Origin of the sequence: Serinicoccus sp. CUA-874 (assembly GCF_001942225.1) — a bacterium.
Lineage (GTDB): Bacteria > Actinomycetota > Actinomycetes > Actinomycetales > Dermatophilaceae > Ornithinicoccus > Ornithinicoccus marinus.
In genome coordinates this window covers 25,547-51,127 of record NZ_MKJZ01000011.1, presented here as the reverse complement: position 1 = coordinate 51,127, position 25,581 = coordinate 25,547, and the positions used below count along the sequence as shown (strand labels likewise).

Genomic DNA, 25,581 nt, shown 5'->3' with positions numbered 1-25,581 from the left:
CCGGGTCCGACCAGGACGGACGTCCCAGGGTGGATCGCCGTGGCGGCGGTCCGGGAAGGGCGAGCGGTCGCTCACCCGGTCGGCGAGGGGGACGACCCCTCGGTCGGGTCGGGGCTCGTGGGGGTGGGCGCCGGGCTGGTGGGTGCGGGGGTGGTCGGCGCCGGGCTCGACTCGGTCGGCTCGGTGGTCGTCGGCTCCTCCGAGGTCGTCTCGGTCGGCTCCTCCGAGGTCGTCTCGGTCGGCTCCTCAGACGTCGTTTCGGTGGGCTCGGTCGTCTCCTCGGAGGTCGTCGGCTCCGGGGCCGGCGCCTGCGTGGTGGGGGCGGGGGTGCCGGTCGGTCCGCTGGTCCCCACCCGCGGGGAGAACTCCTGGATCTCCTCGCCCTCCATGGCCTGGCGCATGAACTCGCCCCAGACCTGGGCGGGAAAGGTGCCACCGGTGATCTGGTCGATCCCGGCCACGTCCTGCATCGGCACCGTGCCGTCGCCCTTGTACATCACGACCCCGGCGGCCAGCTGCGGGACGAAGCCGTCGAACCAGGCCGACACGTTGCGCTCGCTGGTGCCGGACTTGCCGGCGGCCGGCCGGCCGAGCTCGCCGGCCGACATGCCCGAGCCCTGCTCGACCACGTAGGTCATGGCGTCGGTGACGTCGACCGCGGCGTCACGGTCCACGGCCTGGGTGGTCTCCGGCTCGGCCTCGTAGGTCGTGTCGCCGGCGACGGTCTCCACCCGGGTGACGAGGTAGGGCGTGGCCCGCTCTCCCTCGGCGGCAATGGTGGCGTAGGCATTTGTCATCTGCAGCAGGGTCGGCGAGGCCGTGCCGAGCACGTTGGTCAGGTCGGTGTCCAGCCCCGGGGTGTCCTCCGGCAGCCCGAGGTCGACCGCCGCCTGCCGGGTCGCCTCGGGGCCGATCTGCTCGTTGAGCTGCACGTAGATCGTGTTGACCGACTCCGCCAGGGCGATGCGCAGGTCGATCACCCCGAAGCTGAGGTCGCGGAAGTTGTTGACCTCGAGGTCGCCGGTGTCGCCGAAGGACATCGGCGTCGGCCCCTCGAAGGTCTGGAGCGTGTCCACCCCCTCCTGCACGGCGGCCAGCAGCGTGACTGGCTTGAACAGCGAGCCGGCCTGGACCTGGGCGTCGGTCGCGGCGTTGAGCTGCGTCTCCTGGTAGTCCTCGCCGCCGTACATCGCGGTGACGGCACCGTCCCCGGGGCGGACCGACGTCAGCGCGACGGTGATGTCGTCGGTGCCCTCACCGGTGGGGCGGTAGAGCTCCACCGCCTCCGCGGCAGCCTCCTGGTGGTCCTGCTCGATGGTGGTCGTCACCCGGAGCCCGCCCCCGTCGATCTCGGCGTCGTCGACGCCCAGCACCTCCTTGAGCTCGTCACGCGCCTCCTGGGCGATGTAACCCTCGACGCCCTGGGCCGCGGTCGAGGGCTGTGGCTCCTGGATCTCGGGCAGGCCCAGCCCGTCGCGCTCCGAGGCCTCCAGCCAACCCTCCTCGACCATGCCGTCCAGGATGTAGGCCACCCGCTCCTGCGCGCGCTCGTCGTTGCCCTCGGCGTAGTCCGGGTCGAACAGCGACGGCGCGTTGGTGACCCCGGTGAGGAAGGCACCCTCCTCCACGTCGAGCTCGGACACGTCCTTGTCGAAGTAGGCGCGGCTCGCGGTCTGGATGCCGTAGGCGCCCCGCCCGAAGTAGATCGTGTTGAGGTAGTTCTCCAGGACCTCGTCCTTGGCCAGCTCGTTGTCGATCTTGATCGCGATGATGATCTCGGTGAACTTGCGCTGCAGCGTCTGGTCCGCGGTGAGGTAGTAGTTCTTGACGTACTGCTGGGTGATCGTCGAGCCGCCCTGCAGGCCGTCGCCGGTCAGCGTGCGCCAGGCCCCCCGCGCGGTACCGGTGACCGAGACCCCCTCGTTCTCGTAGAAGGAGCGGTCCTCGGCCGACAGCATGGCGTAGCGCACGTGCTCGGGCACCTCGGACAGCGGGACCGACTCGCGGTCGTAACCCCCGGTGAACCGCGCCAGCTCGGTCTCGCCGTCCGCGTAGTAGAGGATCGAGCTCTGCGCCTCGGCGAAGTCGTTGGGCTCGGGGACGTCGGTCCGGGCATACGCCCACGCGAAGACCCCCACCGCCAGCAGGATCGCCAGCAGCCCCAGGCCGGTGATCCACAGTAGGACGCGGCGGAGCACGCCACGGCGACCCGCGCGGCGCTTCCGGGTGCCGGACGCGCGGCGGGAACGGGGTGTGGTGCTGGAGTTGCTCACGCCCCCATTGTGCCCCGATGCCTGCGGCCGCCCCGGAATGCCCGTGCGGTCGGCGGCGTTGGTAGGTCACGAGAAGGGGCGGCCCAGGTGGGCCGCCCGCGCCGTGTCAGCAAGGAGTCCTCATGTCGTCGGTGAGAGTGGCGGTCGTGGGCGTGGGCAACTGCGCCAGCTCGCTCGTGCAAGGAGTGGAGTACTACCGGGACGCCGACCCGGACGCCTCCGTGCCCGGCCTGATGCACGTGCGCTTCGGCGACTACCACGTCGGTGACCTGGAGTTCGTCGCCGCCTTCGACGTCGACGCCGCCAAGGTGGGTCAGGACCTGTCCAAGGCGATCCAGGCCGGGCAGAACAACACGGTCACCTTCGCGCAGGTCCCGGACACCGGGGTCATGGTGCAGCGGGGTCCGACGCTGGACGGCCTGGGCAAGTACTACGCGCTCACGGTCGAGGAGTCGCTGGAGGAGCCGGTGGACGTCGTGCAGGCGCTGCGCGACGCACGGGCCGACGTGCTCGTGTCCTACCTCCCGGTCGGCAGTGAGGAGGCGGACAAGTTCTACGCCCAGTGCGCCCTCGACGCCGGGGTGGCCTTCGTCAACGCGCTGCCCGTCTTCATCGCGAGCGACCCGGAGTGGGCGGCGAAGTTCAGCGAGGCGGGGGTCCCATCGTGGGGGACGACATCAAGAGCCAGGTGGGGGCCACGATCACGCACCGGGTCCTCGCCCGGCTGTTCGAGGAGCGCGGGGTGGCGCTGGACCGGACCTACCAGCTCAACGTCGGCGGCAACATGGACTTCAAGAACATGCTGGAGCGGGAGCGGCTGGAGAGCAAGAAGGTCTCCAAGACCCAGGCGGTGACCTCCAACATCTCCACCGCGCTCGCGGACCGGGACGTGCACATCGGCCCGTCCGACTACGTCCAGTGGCTGGACGACCGCAAGTGGGCCTACGTGCGGCTCGAGGGCCGTGCCTTCGGTGACGTCCCCCTCAACCTGGAGTACAAGCTCGAGGTCTGGGACAGCCCGAACTCGGCAGGCATCATCATCGACGCGATTCGGGCGGCCAAGATCGCCCTGGACCGGGGGGAGGGGGGCCCGGTCGTCGGCGCCTCCGCCTACCTCATGAAGAGCCCGCCGGTGCAGCTGCCCGACGACCAGGGCCGGGCCGAGGTCGAGGCCTTCATCCGGGGCTGATGGCGCGGGAGTCGCGCCGCCGACCGGGGCGCGCCTGCACGTCCGCAGGCAGCCCTCGCCCTGGCGGTCCCACTCCGACGGGGACGACCTGGCTGGCGCACCCGCTGGGCGGCGACGATGGCCGAGGTGTCGACGAACGAGGGAGGCAAGAGAGATGAAGAGGTCGCACGCCCGCGCCCTGCCCTGGTCGTCGCCGGCACCGGGCACCGCGGTCGTGTGAGCCATCGGCGCCCACCCCAGTGCGGCCCCTGCGCACCGCATGCGTCCTCACGGGGTATGCCGCCGGCGACGGTCTCCCTGCCCGCCCCCCTCCCGCAGCAGGGCCAGGACGCGGTCGCTCCACGGCAGGGCCACCGGGCGCACGGGACGGACCGCCCCGAGTACGGACCGGGCCGACTCCCCGCGGCCCGGCCTGAGGCCCAGCCAGACGACGGAGTCGGCAGTCAGCGCGGCGTCCAACGCCGTGCCCGGGTCGACAGGACCACCGCGACCAGGTAGGACGAGGCGCTGGTCGACCCCCGCGTCGAAGGCCCGCTGGCCAGCCCGGATCATGGCCCGGGTGCTGTCGGTGGTGGAGGGGTCCCACCACGTCACCGCGTCGACCCGGTCCACCCCCGCCCCGGGCCCGGCAGCAGGACCGGTGAGCAGGGGCACCAGCTCGAGCAGGCTCCCGCCGGCCCCCAGGCCGAGGACGGGCCGCCCCCGGCCGGCCAGCAGCCGGGCGTGCGCGGCGAGCCGCCGCCTGGCGTCGGTGCCCGGCGCGACGGCGCCGACGAGATCGGGCAGCTCGTCGGCGTGCCACCGCAGGACGGGGCCGGGCACGTCGGCGCGCAGCAGGTGGTCACCACCGCCCCGGCAGCCCTCCCCGACCCCCAGGGCCGCAGCCAGGGCGGGGTCACCCACGAGCGTCTCCCCGTCGGAGCCGAGCCGCAGGTGCCAGCTGGGCAGCGGGTCGGTGAGCACCCGAGCACCCTCGGGGCCGGTCAGCACCACCACCCACGACCCGCACAGCCCGGCAGCGCGGGCGGTGGCGGCGGCCAGACCCGGCCCGTCGGCGAGCAGCCGGTGCAGCAGCCGGGCCACGGCGGGCGCCCCGTCCAGCCCGTCCGGGACGTCGAGGGGCTCGCCCAGCACGAGGACCCACGCACCGGCGTCACCGACGACCGCGTGCGGCAGGTCCGGGTGGAGGGCCAGGATGAGCCCCTCGGCCGGGAGCCGCCGGCGAGCCAGCATCCCGGGGAGACGGCCGGCCGCACGGCGCGGCAGGACGACGAACGTCCGGGCGCTCCCCTCGGCCTCGCAGACCGCGGGGTGGTCGGTGGCGCTCGTCCGCCTGGTGTCTGACCCGGGGGCGGCAACGTCCCCGCCCCGCAGATCACCCACCCGACGCCGGACCGCGCGTCGCACGCGCGCCAGCCGCGACCCTGGCTGGGCCGTCCCGTGGCCGACGGCCGCCGGCTCGGGTCGTGGCCGGTCCGGGACGACCCCTTCCCGGGCCTGGGCCGTGGGGGACCTGATCCCCGTCTCGGAGAGGAGCCGGTCGAACAGGACGCGATCCCGGCGCAGCGGGTACGGGAGGGACAGCATGGTCTCCAGTAGGACCCGGTCGTTGAACGGCAGCAGGACCCGGTGACCGAAGTCCCCGTCGACGAACTTCTGCCACCCCCACCGCCCCATCCGCTGCTCCCAGTAGAGGACGTCGTAGTCGTCGAAGCCCATGAGCGTCGGACGGTCCATGGGCACCCGGTCGAGGTAGTCGCCGTAGAGTTCCTGCGCCAGGTCGTCGTCCAGGCCCGGTGCTCCTCCGCTGAGGAGCTGGGTGAGCCGTCGAGGGTCGAGGACGTGCTCCGGGCGGTGCCGGGTGAAGGTCGTCCCGGTCTCTCCGCCGTTGCTCTGCAGCTGCACGATGTCGGCGGGCAGGTCCGCCCACATGGCGAGAGCAGCCCCGCGTGAGGGCAGCAGGGGCGCGTAGGTCCGCCGGTGCAGGACGTCGAAGGTGCTCCCGCCCGGTGGCTGTCGCCACTGGAGCACCCGGTGTGGCACTCCCAGCTGACGGGCGATGTCGCGTGCCCCCACGACATCCTGCACGGCGGCCTCGCCGCGGGCCGCGTCCCGGGGGTTGAGGTAGGTGAAGGCGAACCCGTCAGCGGCGCGCAGCACGGGCGCCGCGGCCGCGGCGGTGACCCGGCTGTCCAGGCCGCCGGTGAGGCTGACCACCGGCCGTCCGAGCCCCGCCAGCAGCGTCGTGTGCGCGACGAATCGCTCGCGGAAGGCGGCATACACCTCGTCCACGTCGGTGCGGGCCACCCGCGGACGGAACGGCCAGAAGCGCCGTCGCTCGAGCTGGGTGCCGCCCGGGCCGACGGTCAGCCGCACCAGCGAGTTGGGGACCAGCGCCTCCACACCGAGGTATGCCGTGCGCAGCCCGGGCAGGTAGGTGACCCGGCCGGCCATGCGATGTCGGAGCGTCACCAGCAGCTCAAGCGCGCGCTCGTCGACCCCCAGGCCGAGGGCGTCGGCCACCAGGGAGGGCGCGCTGGCGATGGCGGTGCTCCGTGCGGTGGACGCCACGTGGACGGGCTGGCTCGCGTGGGTGTCGGGGACGACCAGCAGCTCCGTCGCCCGCGGCTCGAGGGACCGGCGGTCCCCGACATCCCCCTGCGCGCCAACGGTCCGCAACGCACCGACGCCCGCCAGGAGCGTCCATCGACCGCCCAGGTCGGCGGCCTCCCGGACCATGGCGTCCGCCCCGGCCCGCGCCCAGGTCACCCCGAGTCGGGTGGCGATGACGGTGGGGTCGGTCAGGCCGGCGGCGACGTCCACCGGGTGTCCGAGCAGCACCACGACGCGGTCCGCCGCCGGCCCCCGGGCGTGAGCCACGACGGTCCGCGGCTGCAGCAGCAGGGTGCTCGCAGGCAGCAGGTCGGGCAGCACCCGCCACCCCCGGCAGACACCGGGCACGTCCCGCTGCGCGTCGCCGACGAGCACGAGGTAGCCGTGCGGGTGCGCCCCGAGCAGCACGGCCGCGTTGTCGGCCTCCACTCAGGCCGCCCGCAGGGAACCCGCCAGCACCGTCGCGATGCGCGGGCCGGCGTGCCCGTCCCACAGCGGCGGCACCGGGGTGCTCCCCGGCGCCGGCCTCCCGGCCGCCAGCCGGCTCGCCACGGCTCCCGGCAGCTCGGCGTGGGTGGTGAGCGCGTTCGTGCCGTGCGTGATGGTCACCGGACGCTCGGTGCTGGGCCGCAGGGTGAGGCAGGGCACCCCGAGGACGGTGGTCTCCTCCTGGACGCCGCCGGAGTCGGTGACCACGACGGAGGCGCCCTGCACCAACGAGAGGAAACCGAGGTAGCCGAGCGGGTCGGACGGCCTGATCCCCGGGTGGTCGAGGAGCCCGACGTCGAGCAGCCGCGGCCGGCTGCGCGGATGCATGGGGAGGACCACCGGGCAGTGGTCGGCCACCTGGTGCAGGGTCGCCACCGCCCGGCGCGCGTGCTCGCGGTCGTCGACGTTCCCCGGCCGGTGCAGGGTGGCCAGGACGTAGTCCCCGTCGCCGGGCAGCCCGACCTCGCTCCTGGCCCGCCCCTCGTCCAGGCGCCCGCGGTGCCGCAGGAGCGTGTCGATCATGGGGTTGCCCACCAGGTGGACGGTCGCCGGGTCGGCCCCCTCGGCGCGCAGGTGGTCCGCCGCGTCGGCGCAGGTCACCAGCAGCAGGTCGCTGATGCGGTCGGTGACCACCCGGTTGACCTCCTCCGGCATCGTGCGGTCGAAGGACCGCAGCCCGGCCTCGACGTGGGCGACCGGGATGTGCAGCTTCGCCGCGACGAGGGCCGCGGCGACCGTGGAGTTCACGTCCCCGTAGACCACCACCAGCGCGGGGCGCCGCTCGAGCATGACCTCCTCGAGCCCCACCATGGCCGCCGCGGTCTGCCCGGCGTGGGTCCCCGACCCGATGCCCAGGTCCACGTCCGGGCGGGGCAGCCCGAGCTCGCTGAAGAAGACCTGGCTCATGCGGTCGTCGTAGTGCTGGCCGGTGTGCACGAGCAGCTGGTCGACCTCGTGCGCGCCCAGGGCCTCGATGACGGGCGCGGCCTTGGGGAAGTTGGGTCGGGCGCCGGTGACGTGCAGGACCAGCGGGCGGTGCGTCATCCGTGCTCCTGCCCCTCGCCCGTGACGCGCACCTCCAGGTCGGCCGGGAGCCGCTCGCCGAGCACGCGCAGCAGCCGCACGTCCGCGGGGTCCAGCCCGTCGGCGTCGGCCCGGGCGAGGTGCCAGAGCTGGTAGTGGTCGACGATGCCGGCCAGCCGGCGGGCCACGTGGTCCGCCCACCCGTCCGGGTCCCCGTGGCCGCCTCGGGCGAAGGTCGCCTGCGGCACGACCAGCTCCAGCACGACGTCGTGGCGCCGGGCGGTCGCGAAGAGCGGGACGTCGAGGACGAAGAGCGGGCGGAAGGAGCCCAGCTCGCGCTGCAGCGCGCACACCTGGTCGACGAGCCGCTCCGCAGCCGCCTCCTCCAGCCCGGTGGCGACGACCCCGACCACGGGCAGCCGCGCGACGTCGGCCCCGGTGACACCCCGCCCGGCCCGCATCGGCACGTCGACGTGACCCGCCCCGTGACGAGGGGCGAAGACGCGCCACGCCAGGTCCGACAGGGTCGCGCTGCGCCGCACCCGGGGCAGGACCTCCTCCAGGGCGAGCCGGTAGCCCGGCAGCCGCCGGGTCCACCGGGCCACGGTCTGCTGGCGGCGCCGCTGCGCCGGGGTAGGGGTCACGCCGCGCCCGCCACGGCGAGGATGTGGTCCGCGGCGGCCTGCGACCCGTTGCCGGGGTCGGCACCCGTGGCCGCCGCGGCGAGCTGCCCGCCCCGCGCCAGCAGCTCGTCGACCAGGGGCCCGGCCGCCCCCGCCGTGAGCGTGGGGGCGCTGAGCGCCCAGCCCCGCCGGGCGGCCTCGCCGGCCCGCGCCTCCTGGTCGTCCAGCGAGGTGTGCCGGTTGGGGACGAGCAGGGTCGGCACGCCCAGGCGCAGCGACTCGTGGAAGGAGTTGTAGCCGGCCGCGGCCACGACCAGGTCGAAGGCCCGGTAGTGCTCGGACAGCGGGAAGTGGCGCACGAGGTGCACGTCACCGGCATACGCCCGCTCGGCGATCGCCGGGGCGGTCACGCACACCCCGATGCCCCGCTCGGTCAGGGCGGCGGCGGCCGCCCCCACCTCGTCGTCGGTGTCGTTGATGTTGCCGGCCCCCAGCGAGACGAGGGCGAGGGGACCGTCGGCGGGCAGCCCGAGGGCCGCGCGGGCCTGGGCCCGGTCGTGCGCCTGCCCGGGGTCCAGCAGGGTCACCGGCGGCACCCGCAGGACGGCGTCCTCCGGCACCGTCGCGGTGGCGCCGCGGTCGGCCGCAGCCGACAGGTCGCCCGGCTCCACCACCGCGTCGAACCACGCCGCCTTGGCCAGCTGGTCGGCGTTGCGGCCCGCCCGCCACATGCCCCGCCGGGACCAGACGGCCCGCGTGCGGGGGTGGCTGGCGAGGGCCTCGTCGAGCCCGGAGTAGGGGTGGGTCCCGTCGAAGACGAGCACGTCCGGGTCGACGCGGTGGAGGATCTCGGCGACCTGCTCGGCGAACAGCCGCCGCCACGCCGCGGGCCGCAACCCGGAGGCGCCCTGCGACGCGAGGTACTCCCAGGGCAGCCCCTCGGCCTCGACCACGGGCACCGCCTGCGACAGCGACACCACGTGCCGCCGGACCTGCGGCGGCATCCGCCGCGCGTAGGCGAGCAGGCGGGTCAGGTGCCCCATCCCCGCTCCGTTGCTGGACAGCAGGAGCACCGAGGACATACCGGCGATCATGACACAGGGCGTCCCGCCGGGACGGGCCCGTGACGGCCCGCGGCGCGCTAACCTGGTGCGCCACAGGTCGAGATCCGGTGAGGAGCCGCTGCACTCTGTCATGTCTTCGCATTCCCACCCAGACACAGCACCCAACCCCGACACAGCCCCGTACTTCGTGGGTGGCACGGGCCGCAGCGGAACCACCATCGCGGCCCAGCTGCTCGGTGCGCACCCTCAGGTCATGCTCATCCCGGTGGAGTTGCGCTTCCACGTCGACGGGGGCGGGCTGACAGATCTGGCAGCAGGTCGCATCGACCTCGACGGGTTTGAGCAGAAGCTGTGGTCCACCTGGTTCCACCGGCCGCCCAACCGGAGCGGACCGCGTGGCGTCCACGTCGTGGCAGAGGAGGCTCACGCCGTGGCGGAGCTGAGGTCGCTCCGCGATGCCCTGGGCGAGGGTGAAGACCGTTGGCACGCCTGCGGCACCTTCATGGACAGGCTGCTGCGACCCGCCTGCGAACGGGCCGGCGCCCGGACGTGGGTGGAGATGACTCCCCCCAATGCTCGGCAGGCCGACGCGCTGTGTCGCATGTTCCCGCAGGCCCGCCTCGTGCACATGGTGCGGGACGGACGAGACGTGGCCGCATCCGTGGCCCGGCGCACGTGGGGACCGAACGACATCTCCTCCGCGCTCGCGTGGTGGAAGAAGGGGGTCGTCACCATCCACCGGGCACTGGAGCGGGCCGACCCAGATCGAGTTCGCACCATCCGACTGGAGGAGCTGGTCGTCGGTCGACGAGACGAGGAGTATGCCTCCCTCCTGACCTTCACCGGCTTGGACGACGACGAGTCGATGAGGCAGTTCTTCGACTCGGCGTTGCGCGCCGAGGACATGCACGAGGGGCGGTGGCGCCACGGGCTGGACCCGCAGACGGTGCAGAAGGTCCAGGAGGAATACGTCGCGTACCTGCGTGAGCTCGACCGGCTCGGGATCGCGATCTCAGGGCCCTGACCGCGCCGGTGCGCGGTCACCCGCGAGGCATGGTCTCCGGGCTGACCGGCCGGCGCACTGGGTAGGGTTCGGTCATGCGTCGTCTTCTCGTGACCGGTGGTGCCGGCTTCATCGGTGCGAACTTCGTCCATCACGTGCTCGAGCACACCGAGGACGAGGTGGTGGTGCTGGACTCGTTCACCTATGCCGCGTCACGGCGGGCCCTAGAAGGGCTTCCGGCGGGACGGGTCCGGGTGGAGGAGGGTGATGTCCGCGACGAGGGGCTCGTGGACGGACTGGTCGGCGAGCTGGCCGGCGGGGACGAGCCGGGCGCGGTCGTGCACTTCGCGGCGGAGTCGCACAACGACAACAGCCTGCGCGACCCCTCCCCGTTCGTGACGACCAACATCATGGGGACGTTCACGGTGCTGGAGGCGGTACGCCGCCACGGGGTGCGGCTGCACCACATCTCGACCGACGAGGTCTACGGCGACCTGGAGCTGGAGGACCCGGGCCGGTTCACCGAGGACACTGCATACCGGCCGTCGAGCCCCTACTCGGCCTCCAAGGCAGGGGCGGACCACCTGGTGCGGGCGTGGGTGCGCTCGTTCGGGGTCGAGGCGACGTTGAGCAACTGCTCGAACAACTACGGCCCCTGGCAGCACGTGGAGAAGTTCATCCCGCGCCAGATCACGAACCTGCTGGACGGAGGCCGGGTGAAGCTGTACGGGTCGGGGAACAACGTGCGTGACTGGATCCATGTCGACGATCACTCCAGCGCGGTGCTGAGGATCCTCGACCGGGGAGCGGCTGGGGAGACCTACCTGGTCGGGGCTGACGGGGAGAGGAGCAACCTGGAGGTGGTCCGAGCGATCCTCCGGCTGATGGGGCGCGATCCCGACGACTTCGACCACGTGGCCGACCGGGCTGGGCACGACCTGCGTTACGCGATCGACTCGACCAGGTCGCGCACCGAGCTGGGATGGGTGCCCCGCTTCACCTCATTCGAGGAGGGGCTGGCGCGCACGGTCGAGTGGTATGCGGCGCACGCGGACTGGTGGCGGCCGAAGAAGGCTGCGATCGAGGCCGCGTACGCAGCGAAAGGACAGTGACGAGGCATGGCGGCCGAGCTGGAGGTGAGGTCCACCCCCGTCCCGGGGTTGCTGGTGGTGTCGCTGCCGGTGCACGGTGACTCCAGGGGGTGGTTCAAGGAGAACTGGCAACGGACCAAGATGGTCGCGGCTGGGCTGCCGGACTTCGGGCCGGTGCAGCACTCGGTGGCCTACAACGGCCCGGTCGGGGTGACGCGGGGGATCCACGCCGAGCCGTGGGACAAGCTGGTCTCGGTGGCGCACGGGCGGGTCTTCGGGGCGTGGGTGGACCTCCGCGAGGGGCCCACGTTCGGGGCGGTGCACACCGAGGTGCTGGACGAGGGCACGGCGGTGTTCGTCCCGCGCGGGGTCGGCAACTCCTACCAGACACTCACCGAGGACGTGGTCTACTCCTACCTCGTCAACGACCACTGGTCACCGCTGGCTTCCTACACGATGCTCGACCTTGCCGACCGGGACGTCGACATCGACTGGCCCATCCCCCTGGAGGAGGCGGTGGTGTCCGAGAAGGACCGTCGCCACCCCGCGCTGCGGCAGGTGACCCCGGTGCCGTCACGGGCCACGCTGGTCCTGGGTGCCGGGGGCCAGCTCGGGCAGGAACTGGTGGCGGTGCTGCCCGGAGCGCGGGGGTTGACCCGCGCCGAGCTGGACCTGGCCGACCCGGCTGCGGTGGAGGCGTTCGACTTCTCCGGGGTCGGGGTGGTGGTCAACGCCGCGGCGTACACCGCCGTGGACGCCGCCGAGACCCCGGATGGGCGCAGGGCGGCGTGGGCGACCAACGCGACGGGGGTCGCGGCGCTGGCGCGGGCCGCGGTGGCGCACGGCTTCACGCTGGTGCACTACTCCAGCGACTACGTCTTCGACGGCACCGAGCAGGAGTACACCGAAGAGGACCTGCTGGCGCCGCTGGGCGTCTACGGCCAGTCCAAGGCCGCCGGCGACCTTGCGGTCTCGGTCGTGCCGCGGCACTACCTGTTGCGCACCTCCTGGGTCGTGGGCGAGGGCAAGAACTTCGTCGCCACCATGGCCGGCCTGGCCGCCCGTGGCGTGGCCCCGAACGTGGTCGCCGACCAGGTCGGGCGGCTGACCTTCACCACCGACCTGGCGGGCGCGACCGCGCACCTGCTGTCGACCGGCGCGCCGTTCGGGACCTACAACGTCACCGGCGGGGGTGAGCCGGACAGCTGGGCCGACGTGGCCAGGGCCGTCTACGCCGCCTGCGGGGCGGACACGACCTCGGTCACCGACACCACCACCGAGGACTACACCGCAGGGGTGTCCGGGCCGGTCGCGCCCCGCCCGGCCCGCTCGGTGCTGTCCATGGACAAGATCACCGCCGCCGGGTTCGTCCCGGCGGGCCGCGACCAGGGCCTGAGGGCGTACCTCGACGCACGCCGCGGGCCGGAGGAGGGGACAGGGGCATGAAGGGCATCATCCTGGCCGGAGGTACCGGCTCGCGGCTGCACCCGATCACCCTCGGGGTGAGCAAGCAGCTGCTACCGGTCTACGACAAGCCGATGATCTACTACCCGCTGTGCACGCTCATGCTTGCCGGGGTCCGGGAGGTGCTGGTCATCACCACTCCGCACGAGGCTGGTCAGTTCACCCGGCTGCTGGGCGACGGGTCGCAGTTCGGCATCGAGATCAGCTACACCACCCAGCCCTCCCCGGACGGGCTGGCCCAGGCGTTCCTGCTGGGCGCCGACCACATCGCCGGGGACCGGACCGCCTTGGTGCTGGGTGACAACATCTTCTACGGCCCCGGCATGGGGGCCCAGCTGCGCCGCTTCGAGGACCTCGCCGGTGCCGCCGTGTTCGGCTACCGGGTGGCCGACCCCACTGCCTACGGCGTCGTGGAGTTCGACGAGAACGGGCGGGCGGTGTCGCTGGAGGAGAAGCCCACGCACCCCAAGAGCTCCTACGCCGTTCCCGGCCTGTACTTCTACGACGACCGGGTCGTGGACTACGCCCGCGACCTGCGGCCCTCCGCACGGGGCGAGCTCGAGATCACGGACCTGAACCGCCGCTACCTCGACGAGGGAGCGCTGCAGGTCGAGGTCCTGCCCCGCGGCACGGCCTGGCTCGACACCGGCACCTTCGACTCCCTCAACGACGCGTCGAACTTCGTCCGCACCCTCGAGGCCCGCCAGGGCTACAAGATCGGTGCACCTGAGGAGGTCGCCTGGCGGATGGGGTTCCTCAGCGACGACCAGTTCTCGGCCACCGCGCGATCGCTGCGCAAATCCGGCTACGGTGACTATCTCCTCAGCCTCTTCGACGACTGAGGTCGGCACGGACACCTAGGACGGCAGCACGGCGTGCCGGGGGAGTCCTAGGTGTCCGTCGCGGGGGGCGACCAGGTGCCTCGGCCGGCCACCCAGGCGGGACCTGGACGCCAGGAGCACCGAGGGCCGGTGGTCGCGGTAGGGGGCGTTATGCTCGGGACGCGCCTCAGGGGCGCCCCGAACACGTTCATCGTCGCGAAGGAGACTGGCCACCGTGGCTGTCGACGTTGTCATCATCGGCCTGGGGTACGTGGGCCTTCCCCTGGCGCAGGAGGCGACCCGGGCGGGTATGCGGGTCCTGGGCTTCGACCTCAACGAGGGGGTGGTGGGTGCGCTGAACGAGGGTCGGTCGCACGTGGACGACCTGGGCGACGAGGACATCGCGCAGATGCGTGAGGGTGGCTTCGAGGCGACGACGGAGGAGTCGCGGATCGCCGAGGCCCGGGTGGCGGTGATCTGCGTGCCGACGCCGTTGTCGGCGGACGGCGGGCCGGACCTGCGTGCGGTGGAGTCCGCGGTCGCGGCGGTGGCGCGCAACCTGCGGCCCGGGATGCTGGTGATCCTGGAGTCGACGACCTACCCGGGCACGACGGACGAGGTGGTGCGGCCGGCGCTGGAGGCGGGTGGCCTGGTCGCGGGTCAGGACTTCCACCTGGCGTTCAGCCCGGAGCGGATCGACCCGGGCAACCAGCAGTTCGGTGCGAAGAACACCCCGAAGGTCGTGGGCGGGCACACCACGGCGTGCAGCGACGCGGCGGCCGGGTTCTACGGCACGTTCGTGGACACGGTGGTGCGGACCAAGGGGACCCGGGAGGCGGAGACGGCCAAGCTGCTGGAGAACACCTACCGGCACATCAACATCGCACTGGTCAACGAGATGACCCGGTTCTGCCACGAGCTGGGGATCGACCTGTGGGACGTGATCGACGCCGCGAGCTCCAAGCCGTTCGGGTTCCAGGCGTTCTACCCGGGCCCGGGGGTGGGTGGGCACTGCATCCCGATCGACCCGAACTACCTGTCGCACAACGTGCGGGCCCGGTTGGGCTACCCGTTCCGGTTCGTGGAGCTGGCGCAGGAGATCAACGCCGGTATGCCGGCCTACGTCGTGTCCCGCGCCCAGGACGTGCTGAACACGCAGGGCAAGGCGCTGAACGGCTCTACGGTCCTGCTGCTGGGGGTTACGTACAAGCCGAACATCGCCGACCAGCGGGAGAGCCCGGCGGTGCCTCTGGCGCGGCTGCTGGCGGCCAAGGGGGCGCGGGTGCTGTTCCACGACCCGCACGTGCAGGACTGGCAGGCGGTGCCGGAGGCGCAGCGGGTCGAGGACGCGGGTGAGGCGGCCGGGCAGGCCGACCTGACGATCCTCGTGCAGAACCACCGGGGCTACGACGTGGACGGCCTGGCCGACGCCTCCCGGGCGTTCTTCGACACGCGTGGGGCCGCGACCGGAGGGGAGAAGGTCGTCCGGCTGTGAGATCCGACCTCGGGCCCGAGCCGCACCACCAGCCCCCGGTCCTGCCCTACGCCGAGGCCGAGGAGCTGGCACGCCGCCACGGGATGACGCAGGTGGCGGTGCGGCCCTCCCTGGGCAGCTACATCAAGGACATCTGGCGCTACCGCCACCTCATGTGGTCGCTCGCCAAGGGCGAAGTCGTCAGCCAGCACCGCGACAACTACCTCGGCATCCTGTGGTCGGTCATCAACCCGATCCTGCTCGGGGTGGCCTACTACCTCATCTTCGGCCAGCTTCTCGGCCTGAGCCGGGATGTCGACAACTTCGTCGCCTTCCTCACCGTCGGCCTGTTCACCTTCTCCTTCATCTCGGCGACGCTCACCTCCGGGGCGCGCTCGCTGCTGGGCAATGTCGGGATGATGCGCTCGCTCGCCTTCCCCCGGGTGCTGCTGCCCGTCGTCAAGGTCATCTCCGAGTTCGTCAACAACATCCCGGCCTTCCTCGTCCTCGTGGTCATCGCCCTCATCACCGAGGAGCCGGTCACGTGGGAGTGGCTGCTCTTCCCGGTGGCGCTGCTCATCGTGGTCGTCATGGGTCTGGGCATCGCCATGCTCATCTCCCGCGCCGTGCACGACGTCCGCGACCTCGCCAACATCGTGCCGCTCATCACCCGGCTGCTGCGCTACGTCTCCGGGGTGTTCTTCTCCATCTCGGTGCGCTTCGAGAGCCTCGAGCGGGCGCCGGGGTGGGTGGGCCTGGTCCTGGAGTACCAACCGTCGCGGTGAGCCTCACCCTGGTCCGGGAGACCCTGCTGCAGGGCTTCGAGCTGCGCTGGCAGACGTGGGCGGCGGCGGCCGGCTGGGCGGTCGTCCTCTTCGTCGCCGGCTTCGTCGTCTTCTGGCGCGGGGAGGGGACGTATGGCCGTGCCTGAGGCGACCGGTGGCGCGGCACCGGTCACGGAGGGCGAGCGGATCCCCTCGGTCATCGTGTCCCACGTCGACATCCGCTACCGCATCTACGGCAGCCCCAAGCGACCCGAGGAGACCGAGGAGGAGGGGGCCGTGCGTCGCCTGCTCAGCCGCGGCTCCCAGGCGGGCCTGGGGGTGCAGGAGGTGCACGCCGTCAAGGACGTGTCCTTCGTGGCCTACCGCGGGGAGTCGATCGGCATCATCGGCCGCAACGGCTCCGGCAAGTCGACGCTGCTGCGCTCGGTCGCCGGCCTGGTGCCACCGAGCAACGGCACCATCTGGCTCGGGGGCCGCGCCGCCCTGCTGGGCGTCAACGCGGTGCTGCAGAAGAAGCTGAGCGGCCGCGACAACATCTGGATCGGGGCGCAGGCGCTCGGGCTCACCCCGGCACAGGTCCGTCGGCGGATGGACGACATCATCGAGTTCGCCGACATCGGCGACTTCATCGACCTGCCGATGAGCAGCTACTCGAGCGGTATGGCAGCACGGCTGCGGTTCGCGATCTCGACCGCCGTGGTCCCGGACATCCTCATCGTCGACGAGGCGCTGGCCACGGGTGACGAGCACTTCCGGGCGCGGGCCACCGAACGGATCGAGGAGATCCGCGAGCAGGCGGGGACCGTCTTCCTCGTGGCGCACAGCCGCAAGCGCATCAACCAGATGTGCACGCGGGTGATCTGGATGGACGACGGCCGGTTGCTCGGGGACGGGCGGCCCTCGGTGGTCAACGGCCTCTACAACCGCAAGTACGGACGACACCGCCAGGCGTGGAAAGAGCGCTACGAGCAGATCGAGCGGGTCATGACCGAGCAGGGTCCCGAGGCGGCCCGTGAGCTGCTGCGCAAGTGGGAACCGGAAGGCAACTGGTGAGCCCGTACCGGATCCTCGTCGTGACGGTCGTCCACCACCCGGACGACGCGCGTATCCGGCACCGTCAGGTGAGCAGCCTGCTGGCGGCCGGGTGGGAGGTGACCTTCGCCGCGCCGTTCACCGGGCACGGGGTGCAGCGGCCGACGGACGTTCCCGGTCTGACGACGGTCGACGTCACCCGGGCTGCCGGCCGCCGCCGGATGGCCGCCCAGCGGGACGCCCGCCGGGTGCTCCGCGAGCTGGGGCCACGCCACGACGTGGTGCTGCTGCACGACCCCGAGCTGGTCCCGGTGACCCTCGGCCTCTCGCTCCCGGTGACGGTGTGGGACGTGCACGAGGACACGATGGCCGTCGTCGCGCTGCGCTCCTGGGTGCCGGACCGGCTGCGTCGTCCGCTGGCCGCCGCCGCCTCCGCCCTCGAGCGCAGCGCCGAGCGGCGGATGGTCCTCATCCTGGCCGACGAGGACTACGCCCACCGCTTCGCGCGGGAGCACCTGGTCGTCCCCAACACCACCCCGGTACCGAAGGACCCGCCTCCCGCAGGGACCCCTGACGACCAGGGACGGCTGCGTGCGGTCTACCTCGGGAGCCTGGCCCGGGAGCGCGGCGTCGCCGAGCTGGTCGCCGTAGGCGAACAGCTACGTCGGCGAACCGGGGGCCGGGTGTTCCTGGAGGTCATCGGACCCGGGCACGGCACGGCGGGTGAGGCGCTGGCGAAGGCCCATGACGCGGGACAGCTGACCTGGACCGGGTTCCTGCCGGCCGGCGAGGCGCTGGCCAGGCTGGACGGCGCGCTGGCCGGGCTCTCTCTGCTTCACGACGTGGCCAACTTCCAGCCCAGCATGCCGACGAAGGTGGTGGAGTACCTCGCCCACGCGGTGCCGGTGATCACGACCCCGCTCCCGCGCGCCGTCGACCTCGTGGAGCGCAGCGGGGCAGGGGTCGTCGTCCCGTTCCACGACGTCGACCTCACCGTCGAGCGCCTTCTCGCCTGGGCGGACGACCCCGCCGCCGCAGCGGCCCTGGGGCGCCGCGGGCACGAGCTCGCCCTGCTGGAGCTGGACTGGACACAGCACGCGCCGGCCTTCGTCGCCGAGCTGGCCCGCCTCGCGGGCCACGCCCGATGACCCGGGCCGACGGGTGGCCGCGCGGCGGCGCCGGCCGGAGGCGGCGCGTCGGGGGGCACCGCCCGTGACGGTCCTCGTCACGGGCGAGCCTCACCCACCGGCAGTCCGGGCAGGGCGTCCCGGACGTGGGCGCACTCCAGCGGGGTGAGCCAGGGGGCGAGGAGCCAGCGGGGGCGGGACCCCCAGTGCTGGTGGATCGCGTCCGAGATCTCCAGGAGGTCTTCGGGAAGGGCGCACCGGCCCGGTTCCACGAGCTCAGGGGTGAGCCAGACGTCGACGTGCTCGACCTCCACCAGCACCGGCTGATCACGGTGCAGGGTGACCACCGCCGGGTCGAGGACGACGAGCCGGTGCACCGTGGACGGGTCCAGGCGCGAGATCGGGTGCACGACCCCGTCGAGGAGGAGGTCGTCCCAGTCGTGCGCCAGATGGGGGCGGATCGCGCTGCTCGTGACCCGTGCCTCCTGGTGCCACAGGCCGACCGGCTCGTCCTGGGGGGCTGATGTCAGCCGGTCCAGCAGCCAGCGGCTGCCCGGCGTCGGCAGTTGGTGCGAGAAGGCGCCCAGGTATGCCGTCGCGAAGCTCGTGGGTGTTCGCGCAGCCGCGTCCAGGTCACGGACCCATGACGGGGGGACCGGGAAGGGAGGTGTGGCGAGCTCCTCGTCGCTGACGCGAACCGTCCGCCCCTCCTGCGCCTCCTGCCGGAGTCTGCGGTGCCAGGCGGTGAACGCGGCCCGGAACCGGTAGCGGTCGGGTGCCATCCAGGAGAACGTGAAGTCACTTCGGGACAGCGACCCGGAGCGCAACCTCGTGATCGCCAGCGGGGCCGGCACGTCCGCCACGGCACCCTCGAGAAGAGCGACCCGTTCGGCGAACTCGGAGTCGGCCCCCTTGCGCACCGGGAGGAAGCCGCCGGTCCGTCCGAGCACCTCGCGCCTGATCAGCAGCGAGGAGGCGTTGTCCCTGATCGCCCGGTAGCCCAGCCACTGGTGGGTGAGGTCGTCCTTGGCGCGCACCGCCCGGCTCCGGCTCATGGGAGCCTCCGGAGCCGCCTCGAGCGCTGCCACCTGCAGCTCGATCCTGCTCGGGTGCGACCAGTCGTCCGCGTCCTGGAAGGTGATGTAGGTGCCGGTGGAGGCCGCGATCGCGGCGGACCGGCACAGGTACGACCCCCCGTTGCGGGGCATCGTCAGGACCCGTACCCGGGAGTCGTACGCCGCTGCCTCGGCGAAGAGGTGGGCATGGTCCGGCCCCGAGCAGTCGTCGACCAGGATGATCTCCAGGTCGGGATAGGTCTGGTTGCTGATCGAGCGCACGGAGGTGATCAGGCCCTCGTCCGGCCGCCAGCACGGCATGACCACCGTCACCAGGCCCTTCCCGCCGGCTGACCCGGGGGCGGCCGACGGGGCGGCCAACCGGTCGAAGGGAGCCTGTCCGGGGCCTCGGCCGACGTCCAGCAGCTCCACCGGCGCGAGGGACGACTCGACGAACCGGGCGCTGAGCAGGGTGGACCAGGTGTCCTCGTCCCCGTCCGGGCACACACGAGGGTGCGCCAGGTCCGTGCGCAGGTAGTGCTCGGCGTCCGGGTGCAGGCCGTCCGCGTGGGGGAGCAGCCTCGTCAGCTCCTGGTACCTTCCGGCGAGGAAGAGCGTCTGCAGGCTGGTCAGCTTCAGCTGGTGCCCGTAGGTCGCCATCGCCCCGGTGCCCCAGAGGTTGGCGAAGATGGCGGCCGCGCCCACGATCTCCCTGGGGTCACGCTGCCGACCCGCCCAGGTGAACGCAACCCCCGCCAGGGCCTGCTGCCGGGCCAGGTCCGGGGCCGACAACCCGGGGACGCCGTCCCCGTCCACCACCCTGGCCAGCAGGGTGTCGCTGGAGTGGACGCCGTCGGTGGCCATGGTGACCAGCGCGTCCAGGGCAGCCTCGGACCGCGTGCGCAGTGCCTGGTGGAACAGGGGTACGGGTGCTCCTCCCGAGTGCCGCAGCTGCCAGCTGAGCCAGCGGTCCGTCGTGGTCGAGGCGCTGGACATCGTTCCTCCCTGGCCTCTAGGCGGGTACAGCCCATCCTGCCGACACGGGGCCGTGGGGTACAGTACATCGGTCGTGCGCGCGCTGGAACATCGTCCCCCGAGACTGTCGCAGGAGGTTTCGCCGAGTGTCCACCCGACTCGCACCCTTGGTCGCAGCCGGCGTCGGGCTCCTCCTCGCGCTGCTGGTGGTCCTGGGCGTGGCGCTCGACAGCCCGTCGCTCACGGCGGCCGCAGCCGGACTGCTCGGTGCTGCGATCCTCACCGTCCAGGTGGACACCTGGCGACGCATCAGGACTCAGCGCACCATGCTCCGTGACGAGATCCGGCGGGCCGTCGGTCATGGGTTCGCGGGTGACCCGGGGCCGGCGCGTCCAGCGGTGCGGCACGAGGACGTCGTGGGGGCGGTGCAGGTCATGCAGGCGCAGTACACGGGCAGGCTGGACCGGATGCAGCGCATGCTGGAGGACGCTCTCCCACGGTCCGCTCCCGGTCGGTCCGACGACGGGGGACGGACATCGTCAGGGCCGTGACCACGGCGCAGGTGGCCGCCGACCATGCCCGGATCGCGGCGCGGCGACCCGGGGCCCTGGCCGCCACGGTGCTTCGCACCAGGTCGGTGCACGCCCGGGAGGTGCTCGCTGAGGTGGCGTGGCCGGGGCACACGCCGGCGGACCTCGCGGGCTGGGCCGGGCTCGGGCCCGAGGCAGGTCTGCCGCCGGGGGCCGATCCGCGCGGCGTCGCGGACCATGCCAGGGTCCTGGCCGTCCAGCTCGGACCGACGCCGGGCGACACGAGCGACGTCGACGTGGCCAGGAACCTGCTCGAGCAGCTGGCTCGGTCAGCGCACCGGTCGGAGCTGCAGGGGGGACACCGGGAGATGCTCGCCCAGCTGCGAGTCCTGGGTGGTGACGCCGAGGGAGCGCTGCGCCTCGTCGACGGGGGCGACGTCCGGCCCGGGGTCGCGGCCTCGGTCCGGGCCGACGCGGCGAACCCCCACCTGGTCCCCGGGTCAGACCCCCACGCGTGGGCCGCGGCCTTCTCCGCCGCGTTGGGCAGCGGGAGGCTCGCCCCCGTCGCGGCACCCCAGCCCGGCCATCTCCCGGACCTGGACCACCTGCGGGTCCAGGACCCGCAGAGCCCCGTGCGGGCGGCGGGACGTGGCCGGGTGACGGTCCTGATGAGCTGCTTCCGTCCCGGTGTCGAGCTGCTTACAGCCGTGCGTTCCGTGCTGTCGCAGACCTGGCAGGATCTCGAGCTCTTCGTCGTCGACGACGCCTCCGGCCCGGACGACGGTGAGCGCGAGGCGCTGCTGGACCAGGTCGCCGCGGCGGACCCCCGGGTCAGGGTCGTGCGCAAGGCCGTCAACGGCGGCACCTACCGCGCCCGGAACACCGCCCTCCGGCTGGCCAGCGGCGACTTCGGGATCGTCGTCGACTCCGACGACTGGTGGCACCCGCAGACGCTGGAGACCTGCCTCGCCCCCCTGCTGTCCCAGCCCGGGCTGCTGGCGACCCGTGCCGAGGGGGTTCGGGTGACCCCGGACCTGGTGCTCACGCGACCGGGGTACCAGCCGCGCTTCCCCTCGGCGGCCACCGTCCTCTTCCGGTTGCGTCCGGTGCTGAACCGGATCGGCTTCTTCGACCCCACCCGCAAGGAGCCGACACCGAGTTCACCAGACGGCTGGAGGCCGCCTTCGGCCAGGCCGTGCACGACATCCCGGAGACCACCACCCTGCTGCGCGGGGGACAGGTGTCCTTGTCCTCGGAGGAGTTCGCGAACGGCTACCGGCACCCGGCGAGGCACCAGTACAAGTCGCTCTACACGCGGTGGCACGCAGAGATCCGGGAGGGCACCGGCGGGCCCTTTCTGGACCCGGAGGAGCCACGACGATTTCCCGAGCCGTTGCGCTGGGCTCGGGCCAGCCACCCTCTGCTGGAGCCCGAACGGCACCTGGACCTGGTGCTGGCGGGCGACTGGCGTCGGCACGGTGGCCCTCAGGCATCGATGGTCGAGGAGATCCGGGCCGCGCGCAGCGCTGGTCTCCGGGTGGGGGTGATGCACCTGGAGGCGCTGCGCTTCATGAGCACGCGTGACGTGCCGGTATCGGACCAGGTCACCGAGCTGGTCAGGTCGGGGGAGGTCGTCTGGGTCCAGCCGGACGACGAGATGGACATCGACGTCCTCATGGTGCGCTACCCGCCCATCCTCCAGTACCCGCCCCGGCTGGCCCGCGCCGTGCAGGCCAGGCATGTGCTGGTGATGGCCAACCAGGGACCTTCGGAACCGGACGGCTCGGACCAGCGCTACGTCGTCCGGGACGTCACGGAGCGGACCCGTGCCCTCTTCGGGGCGCCGGTCACCTGGGTGCCCCAGAGCCCCACGATCCGCAGGCTGCTTATCGAGCAGGACCCGACGGTGCCGCTGACGAGCTGGGACAACCCGGGTCGCATCGATGTGGACCACTGGACCATACGTCCGTCGGGGCCGCCCGGACGGGGGCGGCCGGTGGTGGTCGGCAGGCACTCCAGGGATGACCGGATCAAGTTCCCTCCGACGTTCGCGGAGCTGCGCGAGGGCTACCTCTTCCCGGGGGGGTACCAGGTCCGGATGCTCGGAGGTCAGGAGACGGTGGCCAGACTCGCAGCAGAGGGTGGTCACGCCGAGGTGCCGGCGGACTGGGCGGTGCTGCCGACCACCGAGGGTGACGTGCGCCCCTTCCTGCACGAGCTCGACTTCTACCTCTATCTGGACAACCCTGATGCCCATGAGCCTTCGGGCGGACGCTGCTCGAGGCAGCCGCCAGCGGAGTGCTCACCATCGCCCACCCCAAGCATCGCGACACCTTCGGCGAGGTCCTGGACTATGCCGGCCCCGGGGAGGCGCAGGCTCTGGTCCAGCGCTACGTGGACGATCCCGAGGCATACCGCACGAGGGTGGAGAGGACGATCTCTCTCGTGCGAGAGCGCTTCGGACACGACAGCTTCGTCGAGCGACTGCGTCCTCTGCTGCCGTGCTGGGCCGGCGCCGACGCGGCGCAGCACGAGGACCCGGTGGACGAGGCGGACGGGCCGGTGGCCGAGCGGCTGCCGCTGCGCGGTGCCGCCGACGGCGAGCGGGCAGACGAGCTCTGGGTGATCCACCGCAACGTGCAGCCTGCCGTGCTCCGCAGGTGGCTCGCTGCTCACGTCCCCGACCCCGTGGGGCCCACCTGGGACCTCGGGCCGCTGCTGGCCGCCGCCCCGGTCGGGGTCGACGAGGTGCGCCTGCGCCGCGACGGAACCATTGTGAGCCGGCGTCCCGATCGCGCGACCGGGTCGGTCGGACGCTGACCCGGCGGCCCCTGCCACACTGTCCTCATGGCGCCGACCAGTCCATCCGCGGTCGAGCCCTGTCGCCCCCTGCTGGTCCTGCTCGCCCTCGGTGGGACGCACCTGCCACCGGTCCGTTGGTCGTCACCCACCCACGTGCGGGTCCACGGGGTCGTGAAGGAAGGGTCGCCTCCGGGAGACGTCGACTACCCCGTGCACGAGGTGCCCGCCGCGCGCAGGATGCACCGACGGGTGCGGCATGACGTGCAGCTCCAGGACCTGCTGCGCCGTGCGGACCTGGTGTGCAGCCTCGACGACACCGGTGACGCGGTCCTCGCCGCCCGTGCGAGGTCCCTGCACGACGTGGCGACGATGTCCTCCGACGCGTGGACGACCTTCGATACCGCGATGGGCGTCCTGGGATCGGTCCTGCAGCACGCCACCCGCCAGGAGCAGCCGGCCGGCCGTCGCGCCGTCGTGGAGGTGGAGCACCTGGCGCAGCTCTACGGCGAGGTGCTGCGGGCCGCTGCCGTCGCGAGCGCCGTGCCGCCGGAGCTGAGGCTGGCCGGCGCGGTGGCGAGGGCGACTCGCACGATCCGCACTCACCAGGGGTTCCTGGCGGCCGAGCGACTGACCCAGGTGCTGGATCAGGCCCGCGTCTCGCAGGACGACCGGCGCCGGTCGGGGCTCGCCGCTCGCCGGTTGAGCGCGGACCTCAGCCGGGCGGACCGTCACGTGTCCGGTTCCGCTCTCGTCGACGTCGGGCAGGTCGCCGAGGCCACACTGCGTGAGGCGGACAGGAGGCTGGAGGACGGTGACCAGAGCCAGGCCCTCGACCTGCTCGGCGACGCCATGGCCCTGCTCTTCAACCGGGCTCTGCACGCCGAGGTGGGCTCCTCACCCCTCGTCGACGAGCCGCACTCGTTCCTGGAGGCGCTCTGGGCCAGTACGACCTTCCGTCGTCTGGTCACGCGGAACGGGCGGCGGGCGACGCCGCAGGAGCGTGCCCGGTTCGCCGCACGTCGCCCCCCTGGCGCCGCCCCGAGGGTGCTGGTGGTCCCCGGCGCCTACGGCACGTTCCACGGACCTGTGGTCGCGGCGCTGGAGCAGATGGCCCCGGTGACCGTCGCGGACCTGGGGCGCTCCCACCCGCTCCTGAAGGACCGGCTCCTCGACCCGGAGGTGCTCCCGTCGCTGGCGACGATGACGGCCGCCCAGGAGGGCGCCGACATGCTCGGACGGCGCAGCACCTGGGACTACCGGGGACCCGAGCCGGAGCAGGTGACCTACCGAGCCGTGCGTGACGCCGTGGGCGCCCACGACGTCGTCTTCTGCGACTGGGCCGATCGTTCCGCGGTCTGGGTCACCCACGCGTGTCCTCCACGGGTGCGGGTCGTCCTGCGACTGCACGGTCTGGACGTGCTCGACCCGTGGCTGCACCTGGTCAGGTGGGACCGGGTGACCGAGGTCGTGGTCAGCGCAGCGCTGCGATCTCTGGTCGAGGACCTCCTGGCGGGCCTCGGTGCGGGCGACGTGGTGGTGCACACCCTGCCGGTGCTGGACCCCTTGCAGGGGATGACCAAGGAGAAGCGGTCTGATGCCCGGCGGACCCTGGGCATGGTGGGGTGGGGCCGCATGGTCAAGGACCCCGGCTGGGCCCTCGACCTCCTGGAGCGGCTGTCGGGGTTCAGGCTGGTGCTGATCGGTGACCCCTTCCCCGAGCAGGTACCACCGCCTGCGCGCGAGTACGCGAGGTCCGTGACCGAGCGCATCGCTGCCATGGGCGACCGGGTCGTCCTGCGGGGGCGTACCGACGACGTCGCCGAGGAGCTGCGGGACGTCGGATTCATCCTCTCGAGCAGCCTGCGTGAGGGGTTCCACCTCGGACTGCTGGAGGGAGCTGCCTCCGGGGCCGTCCCCATCGTCCGGGACTGGCCGCTGCTCGCGCGGCGCGGTGGCGCCCGCAGCGTGTACCCCGACAGCTGGGTGGTCGAGGACCTGGCCGGTGCGGTCACCCGCGTGGTCCACCATCAGGACGAGGAGACGTGGTGCCGGGAGCGTGTCGAGGCGCAGCGGTTGGCCCTCACGCGCTTCGACCCGGACCGCGTGGCCGACGAGATCAGGGACATCGTGCTGGGTGAGTGCTGACCT

At 72.6% G+C, this 25,581-nt stretch carries 19 protein-coding genes and 1 pseudogene; 14 read left to right on the top strand and 6 right to left on the bottom strand.

The genetic code is table 11. The features are described 5' to 3' along the window. Positions 1-71: 71 nt before the first annotated feature. On the bottom strand, positions 72-2,273 hold the full coding sequence (locus BJF80_RS03845) for a transglycosylase domain-containing protein (protein ID WP_083673439.1): 2,202 nt from the start codon (positions 2,271-2,273) through the stop codon (positions 72-74). Between the two features lie 122 nt (positions 2,274-2,395). On the opposite strand from BJF80_RS03845, the pseudogene BJF80_RS03840 reads away from it, so the two are divergent. Then, a pseudogene (locus tag BJF80_RS03840) lies at positions 2,396-3,462 on the top strand (inositol-3-phosphate synthase). 267 nt (positions 3,463-3,729) lie between these two features. On the opposite strand, the gene BJF80_RS03835 reads toward BJF80_RS03840, so the two are convergent. From BJF80_RS03835 to BJF80_RS03820, 4 genes are read right to left on the bottom strand one after another with little or no spacing between them, the layout of a single operon-like run. Then, positions 3,730-6,504, bottom strand: a complete 2,775-nt coding sequence (locus tag BJF80_RS03835; RefSeq protein WP_075811472.1) for a hypothetical protein — start codon at positions 6,502-6,504, stop codon at positions 3,730-3,732. Next, a complete protein-coding gene (gene wecB / locus BJF80_RS03830) occupies positions 6,505-7,608 on the bottom strand; it encodes a non-hydrolyzing UDP-N-acetylglucosamine 2-epimerase (RefSeq protein WP_075811470.1) in 1,104 nt (367 codons plus the stop codon). Then, positions 7,605-8,231 carry a hypothetical protein gene (locus BJF80_RS03825; protein WP_075811468.1) on the bottom strand — a complete coding sequence of 209 codons (627 nt, stop codon included), beginning with the start codon at positions 8,229-8,231 and terminating at the stop codon, positions 7,605-7,607. Before BJF80_RS03825 ends, wecB begins: the two co-directional genes overlap by 4 nt. Beyond that, positions 8,228-9,292: a glycosyltransferase gene (locus BJF80_RS03820; protein ID WP_075812144.1), complete on the bottom strand. Its 1,065-nt coding sequence runs from the start codon at positions 9,290-9,292 to the stop codon at positions 8,228-8,230. Before BJF80_RS03820 ends, BJF80_RS03825 begins: the two co-directional genes overlap by 4 nt. Before the next feature lie 169 nt (positions 9,293-9,461). Between BJF80_RS03820 and BJF80_RS03815 the strand changes: the two genes are divergently transcribed. The 9 genes from BJF80_RS03815 to BJF80_RS03780 all read left to right on the top strand — a co-directional run bounded on the left by BJF80_RS03815 (position 9,462) and on the right by BJF80_RS03780 (position 18,092). Continuing rightward, the gene (locus tag BJF80_RS03815) at positions 9,462-10,298 is read left to right on the top strand and encodes a sulfotransferase family protein (RefSeq protein ID WP_075811466.1); all 837 of its coding nucleotides are present in this window, start codon (positions 9,462-9,464) and stop codon (positions 10,296-10,298) included. A 74-nt stretch (positions 10,299-10,372) separates the two neighbouring features. Next, positions 10,373-11,389 carry a dTDP-glucose 4,6-dehydratase gene (gene rfbB, locus BJF80_RS03810; protein WP_075811464.1) on the top strand — a complete coding sequence of 339 codons (1,017 nt, stop codon included), beginning with the start codon at positions 10,373-10,375 and terminating at the stop codon, positions 11,387-11,389. A gap of 6 nt (positions 11,390-11,395) precedes the next feature. Then, the gene (locus BJF80_RS03805) at positions 11,396-12,814 is read left to right on the top strand and encodes a sugar nucleotide-binding protein (protein ID WP_075811462.1); all 1,419 of its coding nucleotides are present in this window, start codon (positions 11,396-11,398) and stop codon (positions 12,812-12,814) included. Further along, positions 12,811-13,674 (top strand): glucose-1-phosphate thymidylyltransferase RfbA, encoded by an 864-nt coding sequence (gene rfbA / locus BJF80_RS03800; protein ID WP_075811460.1) that lies wholly within the window; start codon positions 12,811-12,813, stop codon positions 13,672-13,674. The genes BJF80_RS03805 and rfbA overlap by 4 nt, the downstream gene beginning before the upstream one ends. A 214-nt stretch (positions 13,675-13,888) precedes the next feature. Then, positions 13,889-15,148: a nucleotide sugar dehydrogenase gene (locus BJF80_RS03795; RefSeq protein WP_075811458.1), complete on the top strand. Its 1,260-nt coding sequence runs from the start codon at positions 13,889-13,891 to the stop codon at positions 15,146-15,148. Beyond that, positions 15,145-15,912, top strand: coding sequence for an ABC transporter permease (locus BJF80_RS03790; protein ID WP_083673437.1), 768 nt, complete (start codon positions 15,145-15,147; stop codon positions 15,910-15,912). Before BJF80_RS03795 ends, BJF80_RS03790 begins: the two co-directional genes overlap by 4 nt. Then, complete coding sequence (locus BJF80_RS18700; protein ID WP_158068465.1) at positions 15,909-16,058, top strand: hypothetical protein; 150 nt, start codon at positions 15,909-15,911, stop codon at positions 16,056-16,058. The genes BJF80_RS03790 and BJF80_RS18700 overlap by 4 nt, the downstream gene beginning before the upstream one ends. Continuing rightward, positions 16,045-16,965, top strand: a complete 921-nt coding sequence (locus tag BJF80_RS03785; protein ID WP_075811456.1) for an ABC transporter ATP-binding protein — start codon at positions 16,045-16,047, stop codon at positions 16,963-16,965. Before BJF80_RS18700 ends, BJF80_RS03785 begins: the two co-directional genes overlap by 14 nt. Then, a complete protein-coding gene (locus BJF80_RS03780; protein WP_075811454.1) occupies positions 16,962-18,092 on the top strand; it encodes a glycosyltransferase in 1,131 nt (376 codons plus the stop codon). The genes BJF80_RS03785 and BJF80_RS03780 overlap by 4 nt, the downstream gene beginning before the upstream one ends. A gap of 77 nt (positions 18,093-18,169) precedes the next feature. Here BJF80_RS03780 and BJF80_RS03775 read toward each other — a convergent pair whose 3' ends face one another. Continuing rightward, positions 18,170-20,122 (bottom strand): glycosyltransferase family 2 protein, encoded by a 1,953-nt coding sequence (locus tag BJF80_RS03775; RefSeq protein WP_075811452.1) that lies wholly within the window; start codon positions 20,120-20,122, stop codon positions 18,170-18,172. Between the two features lie 146 nt (positions 20,123-20,268). On the opposite strand from BJF80_RS03775, the gene BJF80_RS03770 reads away from it, so the two are divergent. The 4 genes from BJF80_RS03770 to BJF80_RS03750 all read left to right on the top strand — a co-directional run bounded on the left by BJF80_RS03770 (position 20,269) and on the right by BJF80_RS03750 (position 25,578). Then, entirely contained in the window at positions 20,269-20,652 is a 384-nt protein-coding gene (locus BJF80_RS03770) for a hypothetical protein (protein ID WP_143553961.1), read from the top strand. Beyond that, positions 20,649-22,178 (top strand): glycosyltransferase family 2 protein, encoded by a 1,530-nt coding sequence (locus BJF80_RS03765; protein WP_075811448.1) that lies wholly within the window; start codon positions 20,649-20,651, stop codon positions 22,176-22,178. Before BJF80_RS03770 ends, BJF80_RS03765 begins: the two co-directional genes overlap by 4 nt. Positions 22,179-22,929: 751 nt before the next feature. Beyond that, complete coding sequence (locus tag BJF80_RS18165) at positions 22,930-23,451, top strand: hypothetical protein (protein ID WP_143553960.1); 522 nt, start codon at positions 22,930-22,932, stop codon at positions 23,449-23,451. Between the two features lie 27 nt (positions 23,452-23,478). Continuing rightward, on the top strand, positions 23,479-25,578 hold the full coding sequence (locus BJF80_RS03750; RefSeq protein WP_075811442.1) for a glycosyltransferase: 2,100 nt from the start codon (positions 23,479-23,481) through the stop codon (positions 25,576-25,578). Positions 25,579-25,581: the final 3 nt, after the last annotated feature.

Bases quoted from the DNA above. Each gene is read 5' to 3' on its own strand.
- wecB (WP_075811470.1), bottom strand. From the start codon at position 7,608: ATGACGCACCGCCCGCTGGTCCTGCACGTCACCGGCGCCCGACCCAAC.
- BJF80_RS03820 (WP_075812144.1), bottom strand. From the start codon at position 9,292: ATGTCCTCGGTGCTCCTGCTGTCCAGCAACGGAGCGGGGATGGGGCAC.
- rfbB (WP_075811464.1), top strand. From the start codon at position 10,373: ATGCGTCGTCTTCTCGTGACCGGTGGTGCCGGCTTCATCGGTGCGAAC.
- BJF80_RS03805 (WP_075811462.1), top strand. From the start codon at position 11,396: ATGGCGGCCGAGCTGGAGGTGAGGTCCACCCCCGTCCCGGGGTTGCTG.
- rfbA (WP_075811460.1), top strand. From the start codon at position 12,811: ATGAAGGGCATCATCCTGGCCGGAGGTACCGGCTCGCGGCTGCACCCG.
- BJF80_RS03785 (WP_075811456.1), top strand. From the start codon at position 16,045: ATGGCCGTGCCTGAGGCGACCGGTGGCGCGGCACCGGTCACGGAGGGC.
- BJF80_RS03775 (WP_075811452.1), bottom strand. From the start codon at position 20,122: ATGTCCAGCGCCTCGACCACGACGGACCGCTGGCTCAGCTGGCAGCTG.
- BJF80_RS03750 (WP_075811442.1), top strand. From the start codon at position 23,479: ATGGCGCCGACCAGTCCATCCGCGGTCGAGCCCTGTCGCCCCCTGCTG.